The organism is Candidatus Moraniibacteriota bacterium (assembly GCA_028688415.1).
GTDB lineage: Bacteria > Patescibacteriota > Minisyncoccia > Moranbacterales > UBA1568 > UBA1568.
Window position 1 is genome coordinate 108233 of record JAQTYF010000001.1, and the last position, 18570, is coordinate 126802.

The 18570-nt window shown below is 40.9% G+C and carries 20 protein-coding genes; 19 read left to right on the forward strand and 1 reads right to left on the reverse strand.

Annotation, left to right across the window (positions count from 1 at the left end):
- The first annotated feature begins 76 nt into the window (after window positions 1-76).
- The 13 genes from PHH40_00465 to rfbB all read left to right on the forward strand — a co-directional run bounded on the left by PHH40_00465 (window position 77) and on the right by rfbB (window position 12206).
- A complete protein-coding gene (locus PHH40_00465) occupies window positions 77-889 on the forward strand; it encodes an exodeoxyribonuclease III (GenBank protein MDD2766220.1) in 813 nt (270 codons plus the stop codon).
- Window positions 886-2091 carry a replication-associated recombination protein A gene (locus PHH40_00470; GenBank protein MDD2766221.1) on the forward strand — a complete coding sequence of 402 codons (1206 nt, stop codon included), beginning with the start codon at window positions 886-888 and terminating at the stop codon, window positions 2089-2091. The genes PHH40_00465 and PHH40_00470 overlap by 4 nt, the downstream gene beginning before the upstream one ends.
- Before the next feature lie 136 nt (window positions 2092-2227).
- The gene (locus tag PHH40_00475; GenBank protein ID MDD2766222.1) at window positions 2228-2581 is read left to right on the forward strand and encodes a hypothetical protein; all 354 of its coding nucleotides are present in this window, start codon (window positions 2228-2230) and stop codon (window positions 2579-2581) included.
- A gap of 109 nt (window positions 2582-2690) precedes the next feature.
- Entirely contained in the window at window positions 2691-3158 is a 468-nt protein-coding gene (bcp, locus tag PHH40_00480; GenBank protein MDD2766223.1) for a thioredoxin-dependent thiol peroxidase, read from the forward strand.
- A gap of 9 nt (window positions 3159-3167) precedes the next feature.
- Window positions 3168-4571 (forward strand): leucyl aminopeptidase, encoded by a 1404-nt coding sequence (locus tag PHH40_00485; protein MDD2766224.1) that lies wholly within the window; start codon window positions 3168-3170, stop codon window positions 4569-4571.
- A gap of 156 nt (window positions 4572-4727) precedes the next feature.
- Window positions 4728-5162, forward strand: a complete 435-nt coding sequence (gene mraZ, locus PHH40_00490; protein MDD2766225.1) for a division/cell wall cluster transcriptional repressor MraZ — start codon at window positions 4728-4730, stop codon at window positions 5160-5162.
- Between the two features lie 145 nt (window positions 5163-5307).
- A complete protein-coding gene (rsmH, locus tag PHH40_00495) occupies window positions 5308-6273 on the forward strand; it encodes a 16S rRNA (cytosine(1402)-N(4))-methyltransferase RsmH (GenBank protein MDD2766226.1) in 966 nt (321 codons plus the stop codon).
- Window positions 6274-6414: 141 nt separating this feature from the next.
- Window positions 6415-6678 carry a hypothetical protein gene (locus PHH40_00500; protein ID MDD2766227.1) on the forward strand — a complete coding sequence of 88 codons (264 nt, stop codon included), beginning with the start codon at window positions 6415-6417 and terminating at the stop codon, window positions 6676-6678.
- Window positions 6679-6785: 107 nt separating this feature from the next.
- Window positions 6786-8495 carry a penicillin-binding protein 2 gene (locus PHH40_00505; protein MDD2766228.1) on the forward strand — a complete coding sequence of 570 codons (1710 nt, stop codon included), beginning with the start codon at window positions 6786-6788 and terminating at the stop codon, window positions 8493-8495.
- A 92-nt stretch (window positions 8496-8587) separates the two neighbouring features.
- A complete protein-coding gene (locus tag PHH40_00510; protein ID MDD2766229.1) occupies window positions 8588-9877 on the forward strand; it encodes a UDP-N-acetylmuramoyl-tripeptide--D-alanyl-D-alanine ligase in 1290 nt (429 codons plus the stop codon).
- A gap of 120 nt (window positions 9878-9997) precedes the next feature.
- Window positions 9998-10375 (forward strand): KH domain-containing protein, encoded by a 378-nt coding sequence (locus tag PHH40_00515; protein ID MDD2766230.1) that lies wholly within the window; start codon window positions 9998-10000, stop codon window positions 10373-10375.
- 112 nt (window positions 10376-10487) lie between these two features.
- Window positions 10488-11048 carry a dTDP-4-dehydrorhamnose 3,5-epimerase gene (rfbC, locus tag PHH40_00520; GenBank protein ID MDD2766231.1) on the forward strand — a complete coding sequence of 187 codons (561 nt, stop codon included), beginning with the start codon at window positions 10488-10490 and terminating at the stop codon, window positions 11046-11048.
- Window positions 11049-11228: 180 nt separating this feature from the next.
- On the forward strand, window positions 11229-12206 hold the full coding sequence (gene rfbB / locus PHH40_00525; protein ID MDD2766232.1) for a dTDP-glucose 4,6-dehydratase: 978 nt from the start codon (window positions 11229-11231) through the stop codon (window positions 12204-12206).
- Between the two features lie 81 nt (window positions 12207-12287).
- Here the strand turns inward: rfbB and PHH40_00530 are convergent, their stop codons facing one another.
- The gene (locus PHH40_00530; GenBank protein ID MDD2766233.1) at window positions 12288-12617 is read right to left on the reverse strand and encodes a hypothetical protein; all 330 of its coding nucleotides are present in this window, start codon (window positions 12615-12617) and stop codon (window positions 12288-12290) included.
- 103 nt (window positions 12618-12720) lie between these two features.
- Between PHH40_00530 and rfbD the strand changes: the two genes are divergently transcribed.
- Genes rfbD through PHH40_00560 form a run of 6 tightly spaced genes read left to right on the forward strand, consistent with a single transcriptional unit; the run spans window position 12721 to window position 18564 of the window.
- A complete protein-coding gene (gene rfbD, locus PHH40_00535; GenBank protein ID MDD2766234.1) occupies window positions 12721-13590 on the forward strand; it encodes a dTDP-4-dehydrorhamnose reductase in 870 nt (289 codons plus the stop codon).
- Between the two features lie 59 nt (window positions 13591-13649).
- Window positions 13650-14891, forward strand: coding sequence for a serine hydroxymethyltransferase (locus tag PHH40_00540; GenBank protein MDD2766235.1), 1242 nt, complete (start codon window positions 13650-13652; stop codon window positions 14889-14891).
- Between the two features lie 25 nt (window positions 14892-14916).
- Window positions 14917-15711: a sugar phosphate nucleotidyltransferase gene (locus PHH40_00545; protein ID MDD2766236.1), complete on the forward strand. Its 795-nt coding sequence runs from the start codon at window positions 14917-14919 to the stop codon at window positions 15709-15711.
- Window positions 15712-15725: 14 nt separating this feature from the next.
- Window positions 15726-16613, forward strand: coding sequence for a UTP--glucose-1-phosphate uridylyltransferase (locus PHH40_00550; GenBank protein MDD2766237.1), 888 nt, complete (start codon window positions 15726-15728; stop codon window positions 16611-16613).
- Window positions 16614-16663: 50 nt separating this feature from the next.
- A complete protein-coding gene (locus tag PHH40_00555) occupies window positions 16664-17377 on the forward strand; it encodes a hypothetical protein (protein ID MDD2766238.1) in 714 nt (237 codons plus the stop codon).
- 23 nt (window positions 17378-17400) lie between these two features.
- Entirely contained in the window at window positions 17401-18564 is a 1164-nt protein-coding gene (locus PHH40_00560) for a glycosyltransferase family 1 protein (GenBank protein ID MDD2766239.1), read from the forward strand.
- The last annotated feature ends 6 nt before the right edge of the window (window positions 18565-18570 follow it).

The window sequence follows — 18570 nt, forward strand, 5'->3', positions numbered from 1 at the left end:
GTTCATTGATTTTTGAAAATTGATTGAAGATTATTGTTTGGATGTGCTAATATAGGGAAGTATTCTATCTATTATTATGTCCAAAAAACTCCTCACAATCATATCGTGGAATGTCAACGGTATTCGTGCTGTCCATAAAAAAGGCCTTTTTTTGCCATTTATAGAGAAATATCAACCAGATATTCTCTGTTTACAAGAAACCAAGGCTCTCGAGGGTCAGGCGGAAATTGACTTACCAGAATACGAAGAGTATTGGAATTCTGCTGACAGAAAAGGCTATTCCGGGACAGCGATATTTACAAAAACAAAACCACTCTCTGTTATCAATGGCATTTTTCCTGAGATAGCTGAGCGATTTCATCTGACACACGATAGTTATGGTGATCCGACGAGAGAAGGACGAGTGATTACGGCAGAATATGATACTTTCTATCTTGTGACAGTGTATACCCCCAACGTGAAAGAAGATTTGAGTCGTCTCTCACTTCGTAAAAAACAGTGGGACCCTGCTTTTCTCGCTTTCTGTCAAGAACTAGAAAAGAAGAAGCCCGTTGTTTTTTGTGGAGATCTGAACGTGGCCTATACAGAAGACGATCTCGCGAATCCAAAAGCCAATATCGGGAAGCATGGTTTCACCAATGAAGAACGAAATGGTTTCCATAATTTTATCACAGCAGGATTTGTCGACACGTTCCGTATTTTTCACCAGGGCAATGGTTTCTATAGTTGGTGGTCGTACTTCGCGAATTCACGATCCCGCAATGTCGGTTGGCGGATCGATTATTTCCTCACGAGTCAGTCTCTCACCCCGAGAATCCATGACGCGTATATCCTCCCCGAAGTGACAGGCTCGGATCATTGTCCTGTCGGTATCACATTTTCCTTATGAACACTATTCCTCTCGCGGAACGGATGCGTCCGAAGACAATCGAAGAATTCTTGGGTCAGGAAAAAATATTTGGCGAAGGATCATTCCTCCGTGACGCTATCAAACAGAATCACGTCCCATCACTCATCCTCTGGGGACCACCAGGGAGTGGCAAGACGACACTGGCACGCATCCTCTCGACGGCACTCGATGCGGATTTTATTGCTCTCTCGGCAGTGAGTAGTGGGAAGAAAGACTTACAAACAGTGCTCCTCCGAGCACAAGAGAATCATACACAAGGGAAGCAGACGATTCTCTTTCTTGATGAAATACATCGCTGGAACAAGGCGCAGCAAGATGCACTCCTTCCTTTTGTCGAGTCCGGTATATTGACCCTCGTCGGTGCAACGACCGAGAACCCGAGTTTCGAAGTGAATTCTGCTCTTCTCTCTCGATCTCGAGTACTCGTACTTGAGAAGCATACGACTGCCACACTGACACTGCTTCTCAAACGTGCACTCACTGATGATGCCGAAATGAAAAAGAAAAAAATAACCGCCCGAGACGAGACGCTTTCTTTTATTGCGGAAGTCGCAGGAGGGGATGGACGGCAAGCACTCAATATTCTCGAGGCTTGTGCAACTCGTACCAAAAATATCACTCCAGAAATCGTCGGCACTATCGTCGAGCGTTCGCACATTCTCTATGACAAGGGAGGGGAGCAACATTACAATATTATTTCTGCTTTGCACAAATCCCTGCGGGGAGGGGACGTCGATGCGAGTTTGTATTGGCTCGGACGGATGCTTGTCGCAGGAGAAGATCCTCTCTATGTTGCACGACGTCTCGTCCGTTTTGCTTCTGAGGATATCGGACTGGCGAACTCATTTGCATTACCACAAGCAGTCGCTGTTTTTCAGTCCTGTCAGATGCTTGGGATGCCAGAATGTGAAGTCCATCTCGCTCAGGCAGTGGTCTATCTCGCGAAGTCCAAGAAATCCAACGCACTCTATGTTGCTTATGGAAAGGTTAAGGATGATGTGGCTCGTTTCCCGAACGAACCAGTACCCCTCCATCTTCGTAATGCCCCGACAAAATTGATGAAAGAAATAGGTTATGGAAAAGACTATAAATACACCCCTGATTTCAAGGACGAAAAATCAGCCAAACAAGACTATCTTCCAGAAAAACTCCGTGGGAGAAAATATATTGATTTTGTATAGTATTTCTTGATGATTGATAGGGAGTGTTTTTTTGTGCTATGATTGCAAAGCCGAGAAATGAGGAACAAGTTACCCGGTAGTGGTCTTTTGAGATCACTTTTCGTTTTTTGACAATTGAAACAAGAAGGATAATAGTATGCAGGTATTTTGTGAGGTGGTAAAAAAAGAACAATATTCTTGGAAAAAACACGTAGTGTGGTTTCTTACTTTTTCAAAATCATATCTCGAAAAAGATATGACAATACAAAACAAGGAGAAAAAAATGATTGAAGACGTTATTAAACAGGCTGAAAAAGCTATCGAACGAAGAGACCTCGTGGTCGCTCTCGCGGCACGAAAGGTTTTTGTCTATATCACTCGAGAGGAGCGATATCGGGATCATGAGTATTTCACGGCGAAATATCGTGAGATATGTGCTGGCATAGATAAACTCATTTACGCCGATGAAGCACTAGGTGAATCGAAAACGACGAAAAGACTCGTTGCGTAAATATGCAATGAGTAGGGCTCGGTAATCAGGGAAACTTCCTTGGTTACCGAGTTTTTGTTTTCTCGTGAAAAATGATACACTAGAATACTTACTTTTTAAATATATGACTATGGCTCTCGCTCTCGGTACGCAAGCACCAGATTTTTCTCTCCCAGATCAGAATGGTGTTCTCCATCATTTTGAGACCTCTCTCGGAAAATGGGTGATTCTCTATTTCTACCCCAAGGATGATACCCCTGGATGTACGATCGAAGCCTGTAGTTTCCGAGACAATTTTTCTGCACTTACAGAAGCTGGGATTGTTGTGCTCGGCGTTTCTGTCGATTCAGTGGTCAAACATGCAAAGTTCGTGTCGAAATATGAACTTCCATTCACACTTCTTTCTGATGAAGAAAAAGAGGTTGTTGCACTGTATGGAGTGTGGGGGAAGAAGAAATTTATGGGACACGAGTATATGGGGACGAGCCGGGTGTCTTTTCTTATCGATCCGACAGGGAAGATTGTGAAGATCTATGATCCGGTGAAGACGCTTGGTCATGCCAAAGAAGTATTGGCAGATGTTCAATCATTGAAATAATAGAGGACTATGCAATTTCTTTTTACAAAAAATGTTTCCGAGAAAAGTGTGTTGGCGCATATTACAGACAAAGAAACTGATGAGGTAGTCCATAAAGGAGAAAGAGAAGAACTCTTGCTCGGTATTGGTTCACGAGAAAAAATGACCAGACGAAAGTTATTGCTTCTTCCTCGTCGTATGGTGATGCTCGCTCAGTCAAAGAATATGAGGGAAATTTCGATTGATTGGCAGGAATGGCACTTTCCACATTTGAATATCGATGAAGTGGAGCTGGCAGAAATATTTGCGACGAATGCACTCATGGCCGATTTCTCTTTTGATGTATTCAAGACAAAGCCGAAAAACGGCTTTTCAAAAGTAGAGAAAATATTTTTTGATATATCAGTCAGAAAACAAGTCCTCGCTGGACTAAACAAGGGAATCATCATTGGAGAAGAAGTGAATGCCTCACGTCATATTGCGACGATGCCCGGAGGGGAGATGACTCCATCAATACTGGCGATGCACGCAAAAAAGGCAATCAAAAATCTTCCCATCAAACTCTCTGTCCTTGATGAAAAAGCGATGGGAAAATTGAAAATGGGAGGAATACTCGGTGTCGGTAAAGGTTCTATAGAGAAATCATATTTTATCGTATTGGAATATTGGGGAGCTGGAAAGCCCGCCCAGGGCGGGTCCGCCTTTGACGGAAAAGGGCCAGTTGTTTTGGTTGGCAAAGGCGTGACTTTTGATACTGGTGGTATCAATCTGAAACCGAGTGATAGTATCCTCGGAATGAATATGGATATGTCAGGAGGAGCATCGGTAATACACGCTCTCGCTTCAGCTGCACGTCTGAAAATGAAAAAAAATATTGTCGCTTTGATTCCGGCGGTGGAAAATATGGCATCGGGTTCGAGTTATCGTCCAGGTGATGTGCTCCGTTCGATGTCTGGAAAAACAATTGAAGTTTTGAATACGGATGCTGAAGGAAGAATTATTCTTGCTGATGCACTCATCTATGCAAAGAGGTATCATCCGAAATTGGTCGTTGATGTCGCGACGCTGACCGGTGCGTCTCTCGTCGCGCTTGGTGAGCGAGCTTCAGCTCTGTTCACACAGGACGAGAAACTAGAACAACTGTTTCGTCATCTCGGTGAAGAAAGTGGAGATCATGTTTGGCCACTGCCACTTTGGGATGAATATGATGATGAAGTGAAGGGTACTTTTGGTGATGTTGCCAATCTCGGAAAGACACGCTGGGGCGGTGCTATCACTGCTGCCGTTTTCCTGAAACAATTTGTCGACAAGGCATATCCGTGGGTACATCTCGATATTGCACCACGGATGACGACCCTTTCTGATGAATTTCTTGCCAGGGGATCAGCTGGCGCGCCAGTTCGTTTGCTGGTAAAATTATTGGAAAAATTCTAGAGAAGATATCTTAAAAGAAAGATATAATAAAAAAATGGCTTTTATGAGCCATTTTTTTGGTGCATAACTTTTGTGTTGACGGCTGTGAGAGAGTGGCGTAAAATGGGGACATGTGAAAGAGAAGTGGGACAGAGTGGGGAAATTAACAAAAATGTTATGTTCATCGGAGAATACTCACATACGATCGATCCCAAGAAGCGCCTCGCGCTTCCTTCAAAGTTTCGTGGTGAACTCGGAAGCAAAGTTGTAGTGACACGAGGACTCGATAATTGTTTGTTTGTGTATCCGATGAAGGTATGGGAAGAACTCGCAATCAAACTCGGGACACTACCAGTTGGTGAAGCAGGAACGCGAAGTTTTATTCGTGTGATGCTCGCAGGTGCGACTGATGTCGAGCTCGATAATCAGGGACGCATTCTTCTTCCGGAATATTTGAAGAATGATGGTGGCTTGAAAAAAGATGTCACGATTGTTGGACTCTTCAATCGTCTCGAAATATGGGACACGACGAAGTGGAACAAATACAAGAGTCAGGCAGAGAAGAATACAGGAAAGATTGCAGAGGATTTAGGTAAGCTGGGCATTTACTAAAATACGAAAAATTCAAAAATCTCAGCCAAAGGCGGATCAGCCTTTGGCGGAAAACAGTTCTAAAGAAAAAACAAAAAAAATTCAAAACACAAAATATCAATACAAAATTTGCTTGCATTAATATTTTGAAGGTTGAATGAATACTATGGAAGAAGTGAAACATATACCAGTTCTTTTGCAAGAAGTAGTCGATGGACTTTCTCTTCATCCAGGGGATATTGTCGTTGACGCAACATTCGGTGGAGGTGGGTATACCAAAGAAATACTCACACGTATTCTCCCAGGAGGAAGAGTTATTGCTATTGATACCGATCTGTCTACTCTCGAATCTTTCCGAAAAAGAGTAAAGGAAGACGTGTTCCTTTCTCAAAGACTCGAGAAAGAAGAACTTGTACTCGTGCACAGTAATTATTCCGCACTGGAATCAGTACTCGAGAATCAAGGTATAGAGAGAATCGATGCTCTCGTCGCTGATCTCGGATTTTCCTCTGATCAGATAGAAGCAAGCGAAAGAGGATTGAGCTTTATGCTTGATGGACCGCTCGATATGCGACTCAATCGTGAAACAGGGATTACTGCTGGGGAAATAGTGAATACATTTTCTCTGGAAGCTCTCGAAAAAATCCTTCGTGATTTTGGAGACGAAAGCGAATGTCGGCGTATAGCCAAGGCCCTTGTAAAAGAGAGAGAAGAGAAGCCTTTTACGACAACAGATGAATTACGAGAAATGATCGAAAGAGTATATCCCAGAGGAAAACGATATAAGATGAAGATTCATCCTGCAACCAAGACATTTCAGGCACTCCGTATCGCTGTCAACGAAGAAGAAAAACATCTGGACGAATTTCTCAAACAATCGGGAAATCGAATGAAGAAGGGTGGACGGATAGCTATCGTCACATTCCATTCTGGAGAAGATCGAAGAGTAAAACAGTTTTGGAAAGAACAAGCAGAGGGTTGTGTCTGTCCACCAGGGTTCCCGGTCTGCCGTTGTGGGAATATGCCAAAAGTAAAAATACTCACGAAAAAACCAATTATCCCAACAGACGAAGAAATCAAAAAAAATCCGAGAGCTCGTAGTGCCAAGCTCCGTATCGCAGAAAAAATCTGATAGAGTGGCACCAAAAAATAAAAAACAAAAAAGAATATGAGAACGTATTACTGCAAAATAGCAGAGACAAAAAGAAAAAGGGAAGATAGCAGATCTCGAACATTGACCGGGTCTGTTCATATTGCTCTCCTTAGTATGCTTATGATGACTTTTGTAGGAGGAGGTATCTATCTCTATTCTGTCAATAAAAGTGCCGTCCAGGGATATCATATGAGGACTCTTGAAAAAGAAATCGGAGTATTGAAACAAGAAAATGAAAATTTGAGAATAAGTGAAGCAGATGCTCGTTCGCTCTATCGTATGGAAACAGTCAGAGAAGACCTCCATATGCAAAAAATTGAAGCCCCTCTCTTTCTCGAGGATACCGAAAGAGAAAGCCACGATCGTTCAGTAGCTCTCAGATAGCATCAGATATTTCTGGAGATAAATCATAGATGAGACAGGCAGATATGCAAGGCTCTAGAAATCTTTTTTTGAAAAAGACAACAAAGAACACTTCTGGTTCGAGATATATGAGTCGTACCCATTCTCTCTTCTTCATCTTTCTTTTCATTGGAACTTTGCTCACGGGTCGTATGATTTTTCTTCAAATCATCGATCATGAAAAATGGGTCGCGATAGCAGAAAATCAACACACGGTCTCTCAAGGACTTTCAGCGGATCGTGGGGAGATATACATTCATGATGGTGATAGTCGATATCCTCTGGCAGTCAATCGTGAATATCAGACCGTCTATGTCTCACCCAAAGATGTTGTAGAGAAAGATCGGATGACACTGGAACTCTCACGCATTCTTGGATTGGAAACAGATTTTGTGCAGAATAAGCTCAAGATTCCTGACGATCCGTTTGAAATACTGAAAAAACGTTTGACGGATGATGAAATACAAGGTATTAAAAATCTTCATCTTAAAGGAGTTTCTTTCTTGTCCGAGAAATATCGATACTATCCAGGCGGACAACTTGCTGCGCATGTTGTGGGATTCGTCGGTTCCAACGAAAATGGAAAATCGAATGGATATGGTATAGAAGCATCAAAAAATATTCTCCTTCAAGGTGAGTCTGGCACTGTCTCTCAAGAGAAAGATGCTTCAGGAAGGTGGCTTCCTCTTTCTGATCGTGAAATGATAGCTCCGAAAAATGGTGATAATGTGGTATTGACTATTGATCGTGTTGTACAGTATGAAACAGAAAAGATTCTCAAAGAATCAGTAGAACTTTATGGTGCCGATGGCGCTACGGCTATCGTGATGGATCCGAAGACAGGAAATATTCTTTCTATGGCAAGTTTTCCCCAATTTGATCCTAATTCATATGGCGAGCAGGAAGATTATTCGATATTTCTCAATCCAGCAGTGAGTGTTTCGTATGAGCCAGGATCAATCATGAAACCAATTACGATGGCTATTGGCATTGAAGAAGAGAAGGTGTCTCCTCGAACAGAATATGTCGATACAGGATCAGTGAACGAATCTGGATATGTCATTCGTAATTCGGAAGAAAAAGTGTACGGAAGGAGTACAATGACACATGTTTTGGACATGTCAATCAATACTGGTGTTATTTTTGTAGAGAAACTCGTCGGTAATCAGTTGTTTGGTGAATATCTGAAAAAATTTGGTTTTGGAGAGAAAACGAGTATAGATTTACCAGCAGAACTTTCTGGAAACATAAGTAACTTACGCAATCCTCGAGCAACACTCAACTTCTTCACAGCTTCTTTTGGTCAGGGGATTGCAGCGACACCTCTTCAAATGATCACAGCCTATGCTGTTCTCGCTAATGGTGGTAATTTGGTGAAACCAAGGATTATTGAGAGTATTTCTGACGAAAATAATCAGGAAGAGACTGTGCCAACAGAAATTGTACGACGAGTCATTAGAGAAGAAACGAGTCGGTCCATGGGAGAAATGTTACGGAGTGTTGTTGTGAATGGACACGGAAAACGAGCTGATGTCCCTGGATATCTCGTTGGCGGAAAAACAGGAACAGCTCAGGTAGCCAAAACAGGAAGCAAAGGATACGAAGACAGTGTCACAATAGGATCATTTGTGGGTTATGCGCCGATTAATAATCCAAGATTTGTTGTGCTTGTGAAGCTTGATAATCCAAAAAATGTAGAATGGGCAGAGTCGAGTGCTGCACCAGCATTTGGTAGAATCATGAAATTTCTGCTAGAATACGCCAAGATTCAACCGACTGAGACAATTCCAATAAAGTGATATTCTTTGAAAGATTTTCTTTTAAAGAGGGGGTAAATGTATATATGATGAATCATCAGAAAAAAAATTTTTTGCAGAGCATACTGCGATTTATGGCACAAGTGATACTGAAAAAGTATCATCCGCTTGTAGTTGCTATTACTGGATCTGTAGGAAAGAGTTCGACCAAAGAAGCAATAGCATTGGTATTGTCACGAGCGTATAATATCCGTAAATCAGAGGGGAATTATAATAATGAGATCGGAGTACCGTTAACGATTATTGGTATTGAAAGTGGTGGATCATCGATAATAGCCTGGATCAAAGTTGTCTTTTTTTGGTTGCAAAGAGTTCTGTTCCCTGTGAAGTATCCACAAATATTGATTCTTGAGATGGCCATTGATCGTCCTCTCGATATGCAGTATCTGCTCAGTTTTGTTCCGGTAGACATCGGTATTATCACTCAAATCTCTTCGAGTCATTTGGAATTCTTCGGATCATTGGGAGAAATTGCGAAGGAAAAAGGAAAGCTTGTTTCTGCTATACCTGAGAATGGATTTGCAATACTCAATTTTGACGACAAGCGAGTGATGAAAATGCAAGAGAAGACGAAGGCCAAAGTGTTGACATATGGTTTTGGTGAAGGAGCGATGTTTCGTGTTGATAACATACTCTTCCACCGCGATATCAAACAAACAGAAGGACTTAGCTTCAAATTGAATTATGCCGGAAAAACTATTCCAGTGCGACTGCCAAAAATTATTGCGCAGCATTCTTTGTCAGCCGTTTTGTCTGCGGTGGCAGTGGGCATTGCTCTCAAGATGCATTTAGTAGAAATTGCAGAAACGTTAGAGGGTTTTGAGTCATTACCAGGAAGACTGCGATTGCTCCCGGGGAAGAACGGTATGTTTCTTTTTGATGACACCTACAACGCTTCGCCTGTTTCTACTCTGGTCGCCCTGGAAACGTTGAGAGAATTTATGGCACCTCGTAAAGTAGTTGTACTCGGTGATATGCTGGAACTCGGACCAAGCGCGAAGGAAGAGCATCAATCTTTGAAGGACGCTGTCATTACCTCAGGTGCTTTGATAGTCATCCTTGTCGGAACATATATGAAGGCACTTGCAGATGTATTACGGAAAGAGGGTTTTTCACAGAAACAGTTGTACTGGTTTCCTGATGAGACATCTGCTCGTATAGAAATCTCAAATATTGTCCGGTCAGAGGATCTCATACTCATCAAGGGTTCTAGAGGAATGCGTATGGAAAAAATTACCGAGATGCTTCTTCAGGATCCTCGTGATGCAAAGACACTGCTTTGTTGTCAGTCCAAGGAATGGCGTGATCGTCCATTTATAGCACCAAAGGAATGGGAGAAAAATGAAGATACTCTATTCCGATGATTGTTTTATAAAATAAAAAGTGTGAAGGATAGAGAGGACTTGCACACCTCGAAAAAGAAAGCTATACTAGCAAGAGAAGATGTATTCTTCAATAATGATTTAATCCGTATATCAAGTCTTATGACAGACAATGTGAAAGACAGAGATTTTATCGAGTACGCTGTGAAGATGCTCGTAGACAATCCAGAAGATGTGAAGGTAGAAAGAAAGATCGATGAGATGGGAGTGCTTATTACACTCGATGTAAATCCGAAAGATATGGGTATGGTAATTGGTCGTGAAGGTATGACCGCCAAGGCTTTGCGAACTCTGCTTCGTGTGATTGGAGCACGCAACAATGCTCGTGTGAATCTTAAAATCAATGAACCAGAAGGATCGGAGCGTCCACCACGTGAACCTCGTGAACATGTCGCACCTGTAGTTTCTTCAGTAACTGAAACTCCTAAATCAGAAGAGAAGAAAACCTTGGATGACGTGATGAATGATATTCAGATATAATTTTTGTTGATAGTATCGAAAAACCACCCTCATTGGGTGGTTTTTTTGCTTTTCTTTCTTGGATATTTTATAATGGAAATATTGTGAAAATAATTTTAAAAAATTGCTACGTATGCAGACAGAAAAAACACCCCTGGAAGGAGTGATAATTATTACACCAGATATTTTTTCAGATGAACGAGGTTTTTTTGTGGAAACGTTTCAAGAAAAACGTTATCAGGAAATATTTGGTGCCGATGTGCATTTCGTACAGGACAATTTTTCTGCTTCCAAAAAAGGTGTGCTTCGAGGACTGCATTATCAGGCATCTCCATTTGCTCAAGCAAAACTTGTACAAGTAGTGAAAGGGAGGGTACTTGACGTAGCAGTCGATGTTCGTTTTGGATCGCCGACATTCGGACAATTTGTTTCTGTAGAACTTTCAGAAGAAAATCACAAGCAATTTTTTATTCCTGCAGGTTTTGCTCACGGGTTTGTCGCTCTCGAAGATGATACATTGTTTCAATACAAATGTACGAATGTTTATTCCAAAGAACATGAACGAGGAATTATCTGGAATGACAAAGCAATTGGGATAGAATGGGGTATAAAGCAACCTCTCGTTTCGGGAAAAGATAATGAGCACCCGCTCCTTCAAGATATTGTACAAGATTTTGTATATCAGAAAAAATGATAGGAAATATATTGAAACAATTTGTATAAGGAAAAGCATATTGAAAAACATCTGAAAATATCTTCAGAATGTTTTTTAGGAAACCATTGGGCGAAACCTCTTCGGACGGGTTTATCTAAAAATATTCTGAAGATATTTTCTTTCTATTAAGCATCGCATTTAATTTATCTCTTTCTTATTATGAAAATACTTGTTACCGGAGGAGCTGGATTTATAGGGAGCAATTTTGTTCATCATATTCTGAATACCTATCCTCTTTATGAAGTCATCAATCTTGATGTACTGACATACGCAGGAAACCTAGAAAACCTGAAACAATGGGAAGATGATAAGCGATATCGTTTTGTGAAAGGGAGTATTACTGATTCGACCATCGTTGACCCTCTTGTAGCAGAATCTGACGTAATAGTGCATTTTGCAGCGGAATCACACGTGGATCGTTCTATTACTGGGCCGGATGTTTTTATTGATACCAATATCAAAGGTACATTTACACTCCTCGAATCAGCCCGCAAACAGAACAAACGTTTCCACCATGTCTCTACTGATGAAGTATTTGGAGCGCTCGGACCAAATGATGCACCTTTTGATGAATCCACCCCGTATGATCCTCGAAGTCCGTATAGTGCTTCCAAGGCATCCTCTGATCATCTCGTTCGTTCATATTTTCATACGTATGATCTTCCGGTGACGATTTCCAATTGTTCGAATAATTATGGCCCGTATCACTTTCCAGAAAAACTCATTCCTCTTATTATTACCAATCTTCTCGAAAATAAAAAAATACCAGTTTATGGTGACGGACTACAGGTACGCGATTGGCTATACGTCGAGGATCACTGTAAGGCTATTGATCTCATTTTGCATCAGGGAAAAATCGGTGAAACATATTGTATCGGAGGGAATAGTGAACGAGAGAACATTTGGATTGTCAAGAAAGTGATTGAGCTGTTAGACAAAGACGAGAATATGATCGAATATGTGAAAGATCGTGCCGGACATGATCGGAGATATGCAATCAATTATTCTAAAATTGAGCGTGAGTTGGGCTGGCGCCCAGAGGTCAATTTGGAAGCCGGACTTCTAAAAACAGTGGAGTGGTTCAGAGAGCATGAAGCTTGGTGGAAAAACATCAAGTCTGGAAATTATCAAAAATAGTATTAGCAGTACTTACAAAAAATGATAAAAAAGAAGTGATCGGAGCAGTTGCTGCCAATCACTTTTTTTATGTACGATCAGTCAGTCAATGAGCTGACAAATATCGTATGGAAAGCGAGAAACAATAGGATGAAGACGTCTCCATTGTTCTGCTATTTCATTTTTATCGAGGTATACCAAGACCTCAGTAACGGTTATGGTAGGGACTGCAAAACCATTTGGATTATTTCTGTCCCTCCAGTCACCACCGTCTGGATTTTCAGAAGGCAACGGAAAAATGATACCAATCCATTGCCTATAGAACAACTCCCCCGGAACATTTCTTGGAGGTATGTCAATAATTTTTATTTTCACTATTTCTCCTTTCGATGTGGTGTTGTAGATATGCATCCGTTTATGCAATGTGTGCATTTTAACACTGCCTTATTTTTTGTAAAGTACTGGTGCTCTATTTCCTCAAAAAGCTCTTTTTTGTTAAAATATAAAAAGAAGGTATTTTTAGATATATATAAATATGATGACTACAAAGGTTCTGATCCTTGGGGCAAAGGGGATGCTCGGACAAGAATTGGTTGATGTTTTCTCTCAGGATGAAAAGTATACGGTGACGAGTTGGGATTTCGAAGATATTGATGTGACTGATTTTGTCTCAGCAGAAGAGAAGATTCGTTCTTTCGCGTCAGATATTATTGTTAATGCAGTTGCATACAACGCTGTTGATAAATGTGAAGAGAGTGATGAAGAATATGAGAAAGCAATGATGCTCAATGCTCTCGTGCCGAAATTTCTCGCGCATCTTGCTCAGACATTGGACAATATTTTTGTACATTATTCTACTGACTATGTATTTGATGGAACGAATCAATCGGGTTATGCTGAGAATGCTCTTCCTCAGCCTCTTTCACGGTATGGTATGAGTAAAAGAATGGGAGAAGAAAATGTACTTGCCGTAGATGGGAAAAATTATATCATCCGACTTTCCAAGCTTTTCGGGAAACCGGCAATTAGTACTATCGCCAAAAAGAGCTTTTTTGATGTGATGTTACAAATTGCCAAGACAAAAGAACGAGTACAGGCAGTTGATGATGAGAAGAGTTGTTTCACTTATGCTCCAGATCTTGCTCAGGAAACGAAGGCTCTTCTGGAAGATAGGGCTCCCTGGGGGATTTATCATTTACCCAATAGTGATGATGTAACGTGGTATGAGGCCGTACAAGAGCTCTATACACAAGCCAAAATTGGGGTTACAATACAACCTGTAGGCAGTGATGCCTTTCCTCGTCCTGCCAGGCGCCCACAATATTCGAAACTTCTCAATACCAAGCGCGTACCGCTTCGATCATACAAAGAAGCGTTGCAAGCATATCTCGCACATATGGAATAAAATTTTCAATACGGAGTTTGATACAATACAATACACTGAAAATTTACTGTAATACTATGATGAAATATACGACTATCAAAAAACAAGATGCAAAAGTGTACGACGCGCTGATGGGTGAGACGAAGAGGCAAGAAGAAGGTTTTGAAATGATTGCTTCAGAGAACTACGTCTCCCTCTCTGTATTAGAAGCTATTGGTACAGTTTTCACAAACAAATATTCCGAAGGCTATCCAGGCCGTCGTTATTATGGTGGTCAGGAGTTTACTGATATTGTCGAAACACTCGCCATCGAACGTGCAAAAAAATTGTTCGGAGCAGAGCATGCGAATGTCCAGCCTCACGCTGGTGCTCCAGCCAATCTCGCGGCATATTCCGCCATCCTCAAGCCAGGAGATGTTGTCCTTGGTATGGACCTCTCTCACGGAGGGCATCTCACTCATGGTCATCCTCTCACTTTGCCTGCACAGATCTATCGATTTGTGGGATACAAAACAGAAGCAGACGGCACTATCGATTATCGTAAACTCGAAGCTCTCGCCAAGCAGGAGAAACCAAAACTTATTTTGGCAGGATTTTCCTCATACACACGACAACTCGATTATGAAAAAATTACGGCTATTGCCAAGAAAGTTGGCGCTTATTCAATGATGGATATGGCTCACATTGCAGGTTTGGTAGCGGGCAAGGTAGTTCCGAGTCCTGTACCGTATTTTGATATCGTGACGACAACGACACACAAGACACTTCGTGGTCCTCGAGGAGGGATGATTCTTTGTAAAGCAGAATTGGCAAAACAGATAGATAGGGCAGTGTTCCCAGGACTTCAGGGTGGACCACTTATGAATACTATTATGGCCAAAGCGGTAGCTTTTGAAGAAGCGCTCCAGCCAGCTTTCAAAAAATATGCGAAGCAAATACTGAAGAATGCAAAGACGCTCGAAAAAGAAATGCGGAAATATGATGCAGTCCTTCTTTTCGGTGGAACTGAGAATCATATGATTATGCTTGATACGGTGAAAAGTTATGGGATTTCAGGGAAGGAAGCAGAGAAATTTCTCGATATTGTGGGTATTACTGTGAACAAAAATGTGATTCCTGATGATCCTCGCGGACCGATGGACCCGAGTGGTATCCGTGTCGGCGTGCCTGCTGTGACCACTCGCGGATTGAAAGAGAAAGAAATAAAAATGATTGCGAAGTGTATTCATTTTACACTTTCTTCTGGTGGAGATACTGAGGTGCTTTCTAGTATACGTACGACCGTGAAAAAACTCTGTCGTCAGTTTCCTGTGTATCGCTAGGCATGTAATTGTTAATGAAGATTCTATGAAAGGTATTATTCTTGCAGGAGGGACAGGCACGAGACTTCTTCCTTTGACTGCTGTCACTTCCAAACAGCTCTTGCCAGTCTATGATAGACCGATGATTTTCTATCCACTCAACACACTTATCAGTGCTGGTATCAAAGATATTCTCATCATCGTTGCACCAGATCATTCGGGGCATTTCCTTAATCTGCTCGGTTCAATGTTTCATAAGTTTGGTATCAATATTTCTTTTATTGTACAGAAACAGCCTCGTGGTTTAGCAGAAGCATTTATTCTTGCTGAGGATTTCATCGATGGAGAATCGACGACGCTTATTCTTGGTGATAACATTTTTGAAGATGATTTTACGGAAGCGATTCAATCATTTACTGCTGGTGGACGTATTTTTGCAAAACACGTTTCAGATCCAGAGAGATTTGGTGTTGTAGAATTTGATGAGAAGAATGAAGTAATTTCTATCGAAGAAAAACCGAAAATGCCCAAGAGTTCTTTTGCTATACCAGGGATTTATATTTTTGACAAGGAAGTAGTAGAAGTAGCAAAATCTATCGTACCGTCAGAACGTGGAGAACTCGAAATTACTGATGTGCACAAATATTATTTGAAGAAAAAAAAGCTTGATGTGAGAGTGATAGAAGGAGCATATTTCGATACTGGTACACACGAGTCACTTTTCGAAGCAAGTAATTATGTGAGAGAGCACGATTTTCGGAGTCGTTTCCATCCGATGGTCAATGATGCAATTACTGAGTTTAATACAGAGTTTAAGAAAACTGTTTCCCTTAAAAAATAATTTTCTACACATATATGGATAATGCAACGCCGAGAAAAATCAAAAAAGCCATTCTTCCTGTTGCTGGTTTTGGAACACGTTTTTTGCCTGCGACCAAGGCTCAACCAAAAGAAATGCTCCCAGTTGTTGATAAACCTGTCGTACAATATTTGGTTGAAGAGGCAGTTGCATCAGGAATCGAAGAAATTATTTTTGTGACTGGTCGTGGCAAAAGAGCTATTGAAGATCATTTTGATATTTCATATGAACTCGAAGATACCCTCGTGGAGAAAAATAAACACGATTTACTCGAAGTAGTACAAAAAATATCGACACTTGCAAAGTTCTCTTATGTGAGACAGCCTATTCCGCTCGGTGATGGACATGCTCTTCTCCAGGCCGCCCATCTGATCGATGATGATGAATCGGTACTCGTGATATTTGGTGATTGTATCTACGATAGCAATGTTCCTGCTGCCAAACAGCTCATCGATGCGTATGCGCAATATCAGACACCAATTATAGGACTTTCAGAAGTGGCACTCGAGGATGTATCAAAGTTCGGTGTTGTCGCAGGGGAAAAAGTGAGTGACAATGATTGGAAAGTGACACGTATCGTCGAAAAACCAAATCCAGAAGATGCTCCGAGTCGACTCGTGGCTGTGGGAAAATATATTATTACTCACGATGTTTTTCAAACACTCGCCAGTATGGAATCAGGAAAATCAGGTGAGATTCGTCTCGCCGATGCCTTTGATGTCATGCTGGAAAAAGGTCTGCCAATACATGGACGAACACTCGAAGGAGAATGGCTCGATACAGGAGACAAATTCAACTTCCTCAAAACAACGATTCATTTCGGATTAAAACATCCTGAAATAGGAGAAAAATTCCGTGCATATCTGAAAGGTCTTTCACTGTAAAGAGATTACCGACATTTTTGACGCATTAAATACTTGAATACTGGTAAGTTATGTATTGGATATATCTCGCAATCTTTATTTTTATTGTTTTCGTTCCAAAAATTATCCAAACAGGCTACTTTTTCTTTCAAGAGGAAGACATTGAGTCGCTTATTCTTTTCTTTTTTGGTATTTTTATTTTCATTCTTTATTTTTCCAAAGAAAGGACTTTGCTCCATGTTTTTCAAGAAAAACTCCATCTGCAGAAAAAAACCAACATCGTTACCAAGGATCTTTCTGATTCGTATTCTTATATAGGGGGACTTAACAGAAAGTTTGATATCGTAAAAGATTTCATCTTTCATATTCCGGAAGATACTGCGGATGTACTCCTCTCAAAAAAACAAGAAACGTATCGATCAGTGTTGAACACTGTAAAAATCCTCGCAAAGTCAAAGTCGATATCGCTTCGTTTTGTAAATGTGAAGAAGAAAACAATTGAAACAGTGGTGGAGGTTGGAAAAAATGACGAATTCCATCTTTTCACGGCACAGGTACTTTTGAAGTCCAAAAAGAAATCTCTAGAAAAAAATGGTTACGCTATTGTGCAATCACCTTCTCTCGCGCACAGTATGACTGCCTTCCTTATTTTTCCGAAGCTCACCAATCAGATAGAGGATGTAGAAATGTTCAAGATTCTTGCATCACAAGCACTTCTTTTATTCTGTATAAACAAATATATTCTTCCGAATAACGACACCCTCCCTCCCACCAAGAAAAAATAATTATCAAAAGAGCGTACTGAAATATGAAAATAGGTATAGATGCCAGGTTCTATGGCTCCATTGGGAAAGGACTCGGTCGTTATACGGAAAAACTTATCGAGTATCTTGAGCGAGTGGATTCAGAAAACGATTACGTCGTTTTTTTGTTGCCAGAAAATTTTGATGAGTACATTCCGAAAAATGTACGTTTTCAGAAAGTTCTCTCACGGTATCCATGGTATGGTTTCTCAGAACAGTTTTTCTTTCCTTTTCAGCTTCTTTCGTATCATTTTGATCTCATGCACTTCCCTCATTTCAATGTCCCTATTCTGTATTGGAAGAAATTTGTCGTGACCATCCATGATTTGATACTTCTTCATTATCCGACAGCAGAGAATACTACCCGTTCACGATTTTTCTACGCAATGAAATTTATCGCATATCGTTTTGTGATTGCGTGTGCCGTATATCGATCCCATCATATTATCACTGTCTCTGCTTTTACGAAGGAGGATATCATTGCTACCTATCCCTCAACACAGAAGAAAATATCAGTGACGTATGAAGCAACGGATGAATGGTGTCAATTTCTTCTAAGAGAACAAGAATTAAAGTTATTTCGAACATTTGATTTACTGAAGTCTGATGTATCGGAAGAGCCTCTATCCAAACAGGTGAAATCGTATGTGCTCTATGTCGGCAATGCGTATCCGCATAAAAATCTGGATATATTCCTTGAACTTTCACCACGATTTCCAGAACAACTCTTTGTGCTCGTTGGAAAAGAAGATTTCTTCTATAAACGTCTTAAAAAAAGAGTGCAGGATAGACGTATTCAAAACATTCTTTTTCTTGGTTTCGTCGATGATTGGCAACTGAATACACTCTATCGTTTCGCTTCTTGTTATTTTTTCCCATCACTGTATGAGGGTTTCGGACTCCCTCCTCTTGAAGCAATGGCACGAGGAATACCAGTACTTTCTTCTTCTCGAGGATCTCTCCCTGAGATTTTAGGCAATGCCGCACTTTATTTTGACCCCGATAGAGTAGATGATGGAGAGAAGAAACTTACAGAAATCCTTATTTCTGATACACTACGTATGAAGTGTATACGTCTGGGATATGCACATATCAGGCAATACAGTTTTGATCGCATGGCAAGAGAAACGCGAGACGTGTATGAACGGAGTATAAAAAACAAACAGTAAAAAAGT

What these genes read in the sequence shown, in the direction of transcription:
- PHH40_00465 (MDD2766220.1), top strand. Translation starts at nt 77, where the DNA reads ATGTCCAAAAAACTCCTCACAATCATATCGTGGAATGTCAACGGTATT.
- PHH40_00470 (MDD2766221.1), top strand. Translation starts at nt 886, where the DNA reads ATGAACACTATTCCTCTCGCGGAACGGATGCGTCCGAAGACAATCGAA.
- PHH40_00475 (MDD2766222.1), top strand. Translation starts at nt 2,228, where the DNA reads ATGCAGGTATTTTGTGAGGTGGTAAAAAAAGAACAATATTCTTGGAAA.
- bcp (MDD2766223.1), top strand. Translation starts at nt 2,691, where the DNA reads ATGGCTCTCGCTCTCGGTACGCAAGCACCAGATTTTTCTCTCCCAGAT.
- PHH40_00485 (MDD2766224.1), top strand. Translation starts at nt 3,168, where the DNA reads ATGCAATTTCTTTTTACAAAAAATGTTTCCGAGAAAAGTGTGTTGGCG.
- mraZ (MDD2766225.1), top strand. Translation starts at nt 4,728, where the DNA reads ATGTTCATCGGAGAATACTCACATACGATCGATCCCAAGAAGCGCCTC.
- rsmH (MDD2766226.1), top strand. Translation starts at nt 5,308, where the DNA reads ATGGAAGAAGTGAAACATATACCAGTTCTTTTGCAAGAAGTAGTCGAT.
- PHH40_00500 (MDD2766227.1), top strand. Translation starts at nt 6,415, where the DNA reads ATGATGACTTTTGTAGGAGGAGGTATCTATCTCTATTCTGTCAATAAA.
- PHH40_00505 (MDD2766228.1), top strand. Translation starts at nt 6,786, where the DNA reads ATGAGTCGTACCCATTCTCTCTTCTTCATCTTTCTTTTCATTGGAACT.
- PHH40_00510 (MDD2766229.1), top strand. Translation starts at nt 8,588, where the DNA reads ATGGCACAAGTGATACTGAAAAAGTATCATCCGCTTGTAGTTGCTATT.
- PHH40_00515 (MDD2766230.1), top strand. Translation starts at nt 9,998, where the DNA reads ATGACAGACAATGTGAAAGACAGAGATTTTATCGAGTACGCTGTGAAG.
- rfbC (MDD2766231.1), top strand. Translation starts at nt 10,488, where the DNA reads ATGCAGACAGAAAAAACACCCCTGGAAGGAGTGATAATTATTACACCA.
- rfbB (MDD2766232.1), top strand. Translation starts at nt 11,229, where the DNA reads ATGAAAATACTTGTTACCGGAGGAGCTGGATTTATAGGGAGCAATTTT.
- PHH40_00530 (MDD2766233.1), bottom strand. Translation starts at nt 12,617, where the DNA reads ATGCACACATTGCATAAACGGATGCATATCTACAACACCACATCGAAA.
- rfbD (MDD2766234.1), top strand. Translation starts at nt 12,721, where the DNA reads ATGATGACTACAAAGGTTCTGATCCTTGGGGCAAAGGGGATGCTCGGA.
- PHH40_00540 (MDD2766235.1), top strand. Translation starts at nt 13,650, where the DNA reads ATGAAATATACGACTATCAAAAAACAAGATGCAAAAGTGTACGACGCG.
- PHH40_00545 (MDD2766236.1), top strand. Translation starts at nt 14,917, where the DNA reads ATGAAAGGTATTATTCTTGCAGGAGGGACAGGCACGAGACTTCTTCCT.
- PHH40_00550 (MDD2766237.1), top strand. Translation starts at nt 15,726, where the DNA reads ATGGATAATGCAACGCCGAGAAAAATCAAAAAAGCCATTCTTCCTGTT.
- PHH40_00555 (MDD2766238.1), top strand. Translation starts at nt 16,664, where the DNA reads ATGTATTGGATATATCTCGCAATCTTTATTTTTATTGTTTTCGTTCCA.
- PHH40_00560 (MDD2766239.1), top strand. Translation starts at nt 17,401, where the DNA reads ATGAAAATAGGTATAGATGCCAGGTTCTATGGCTCCATTGGGAAAGGA.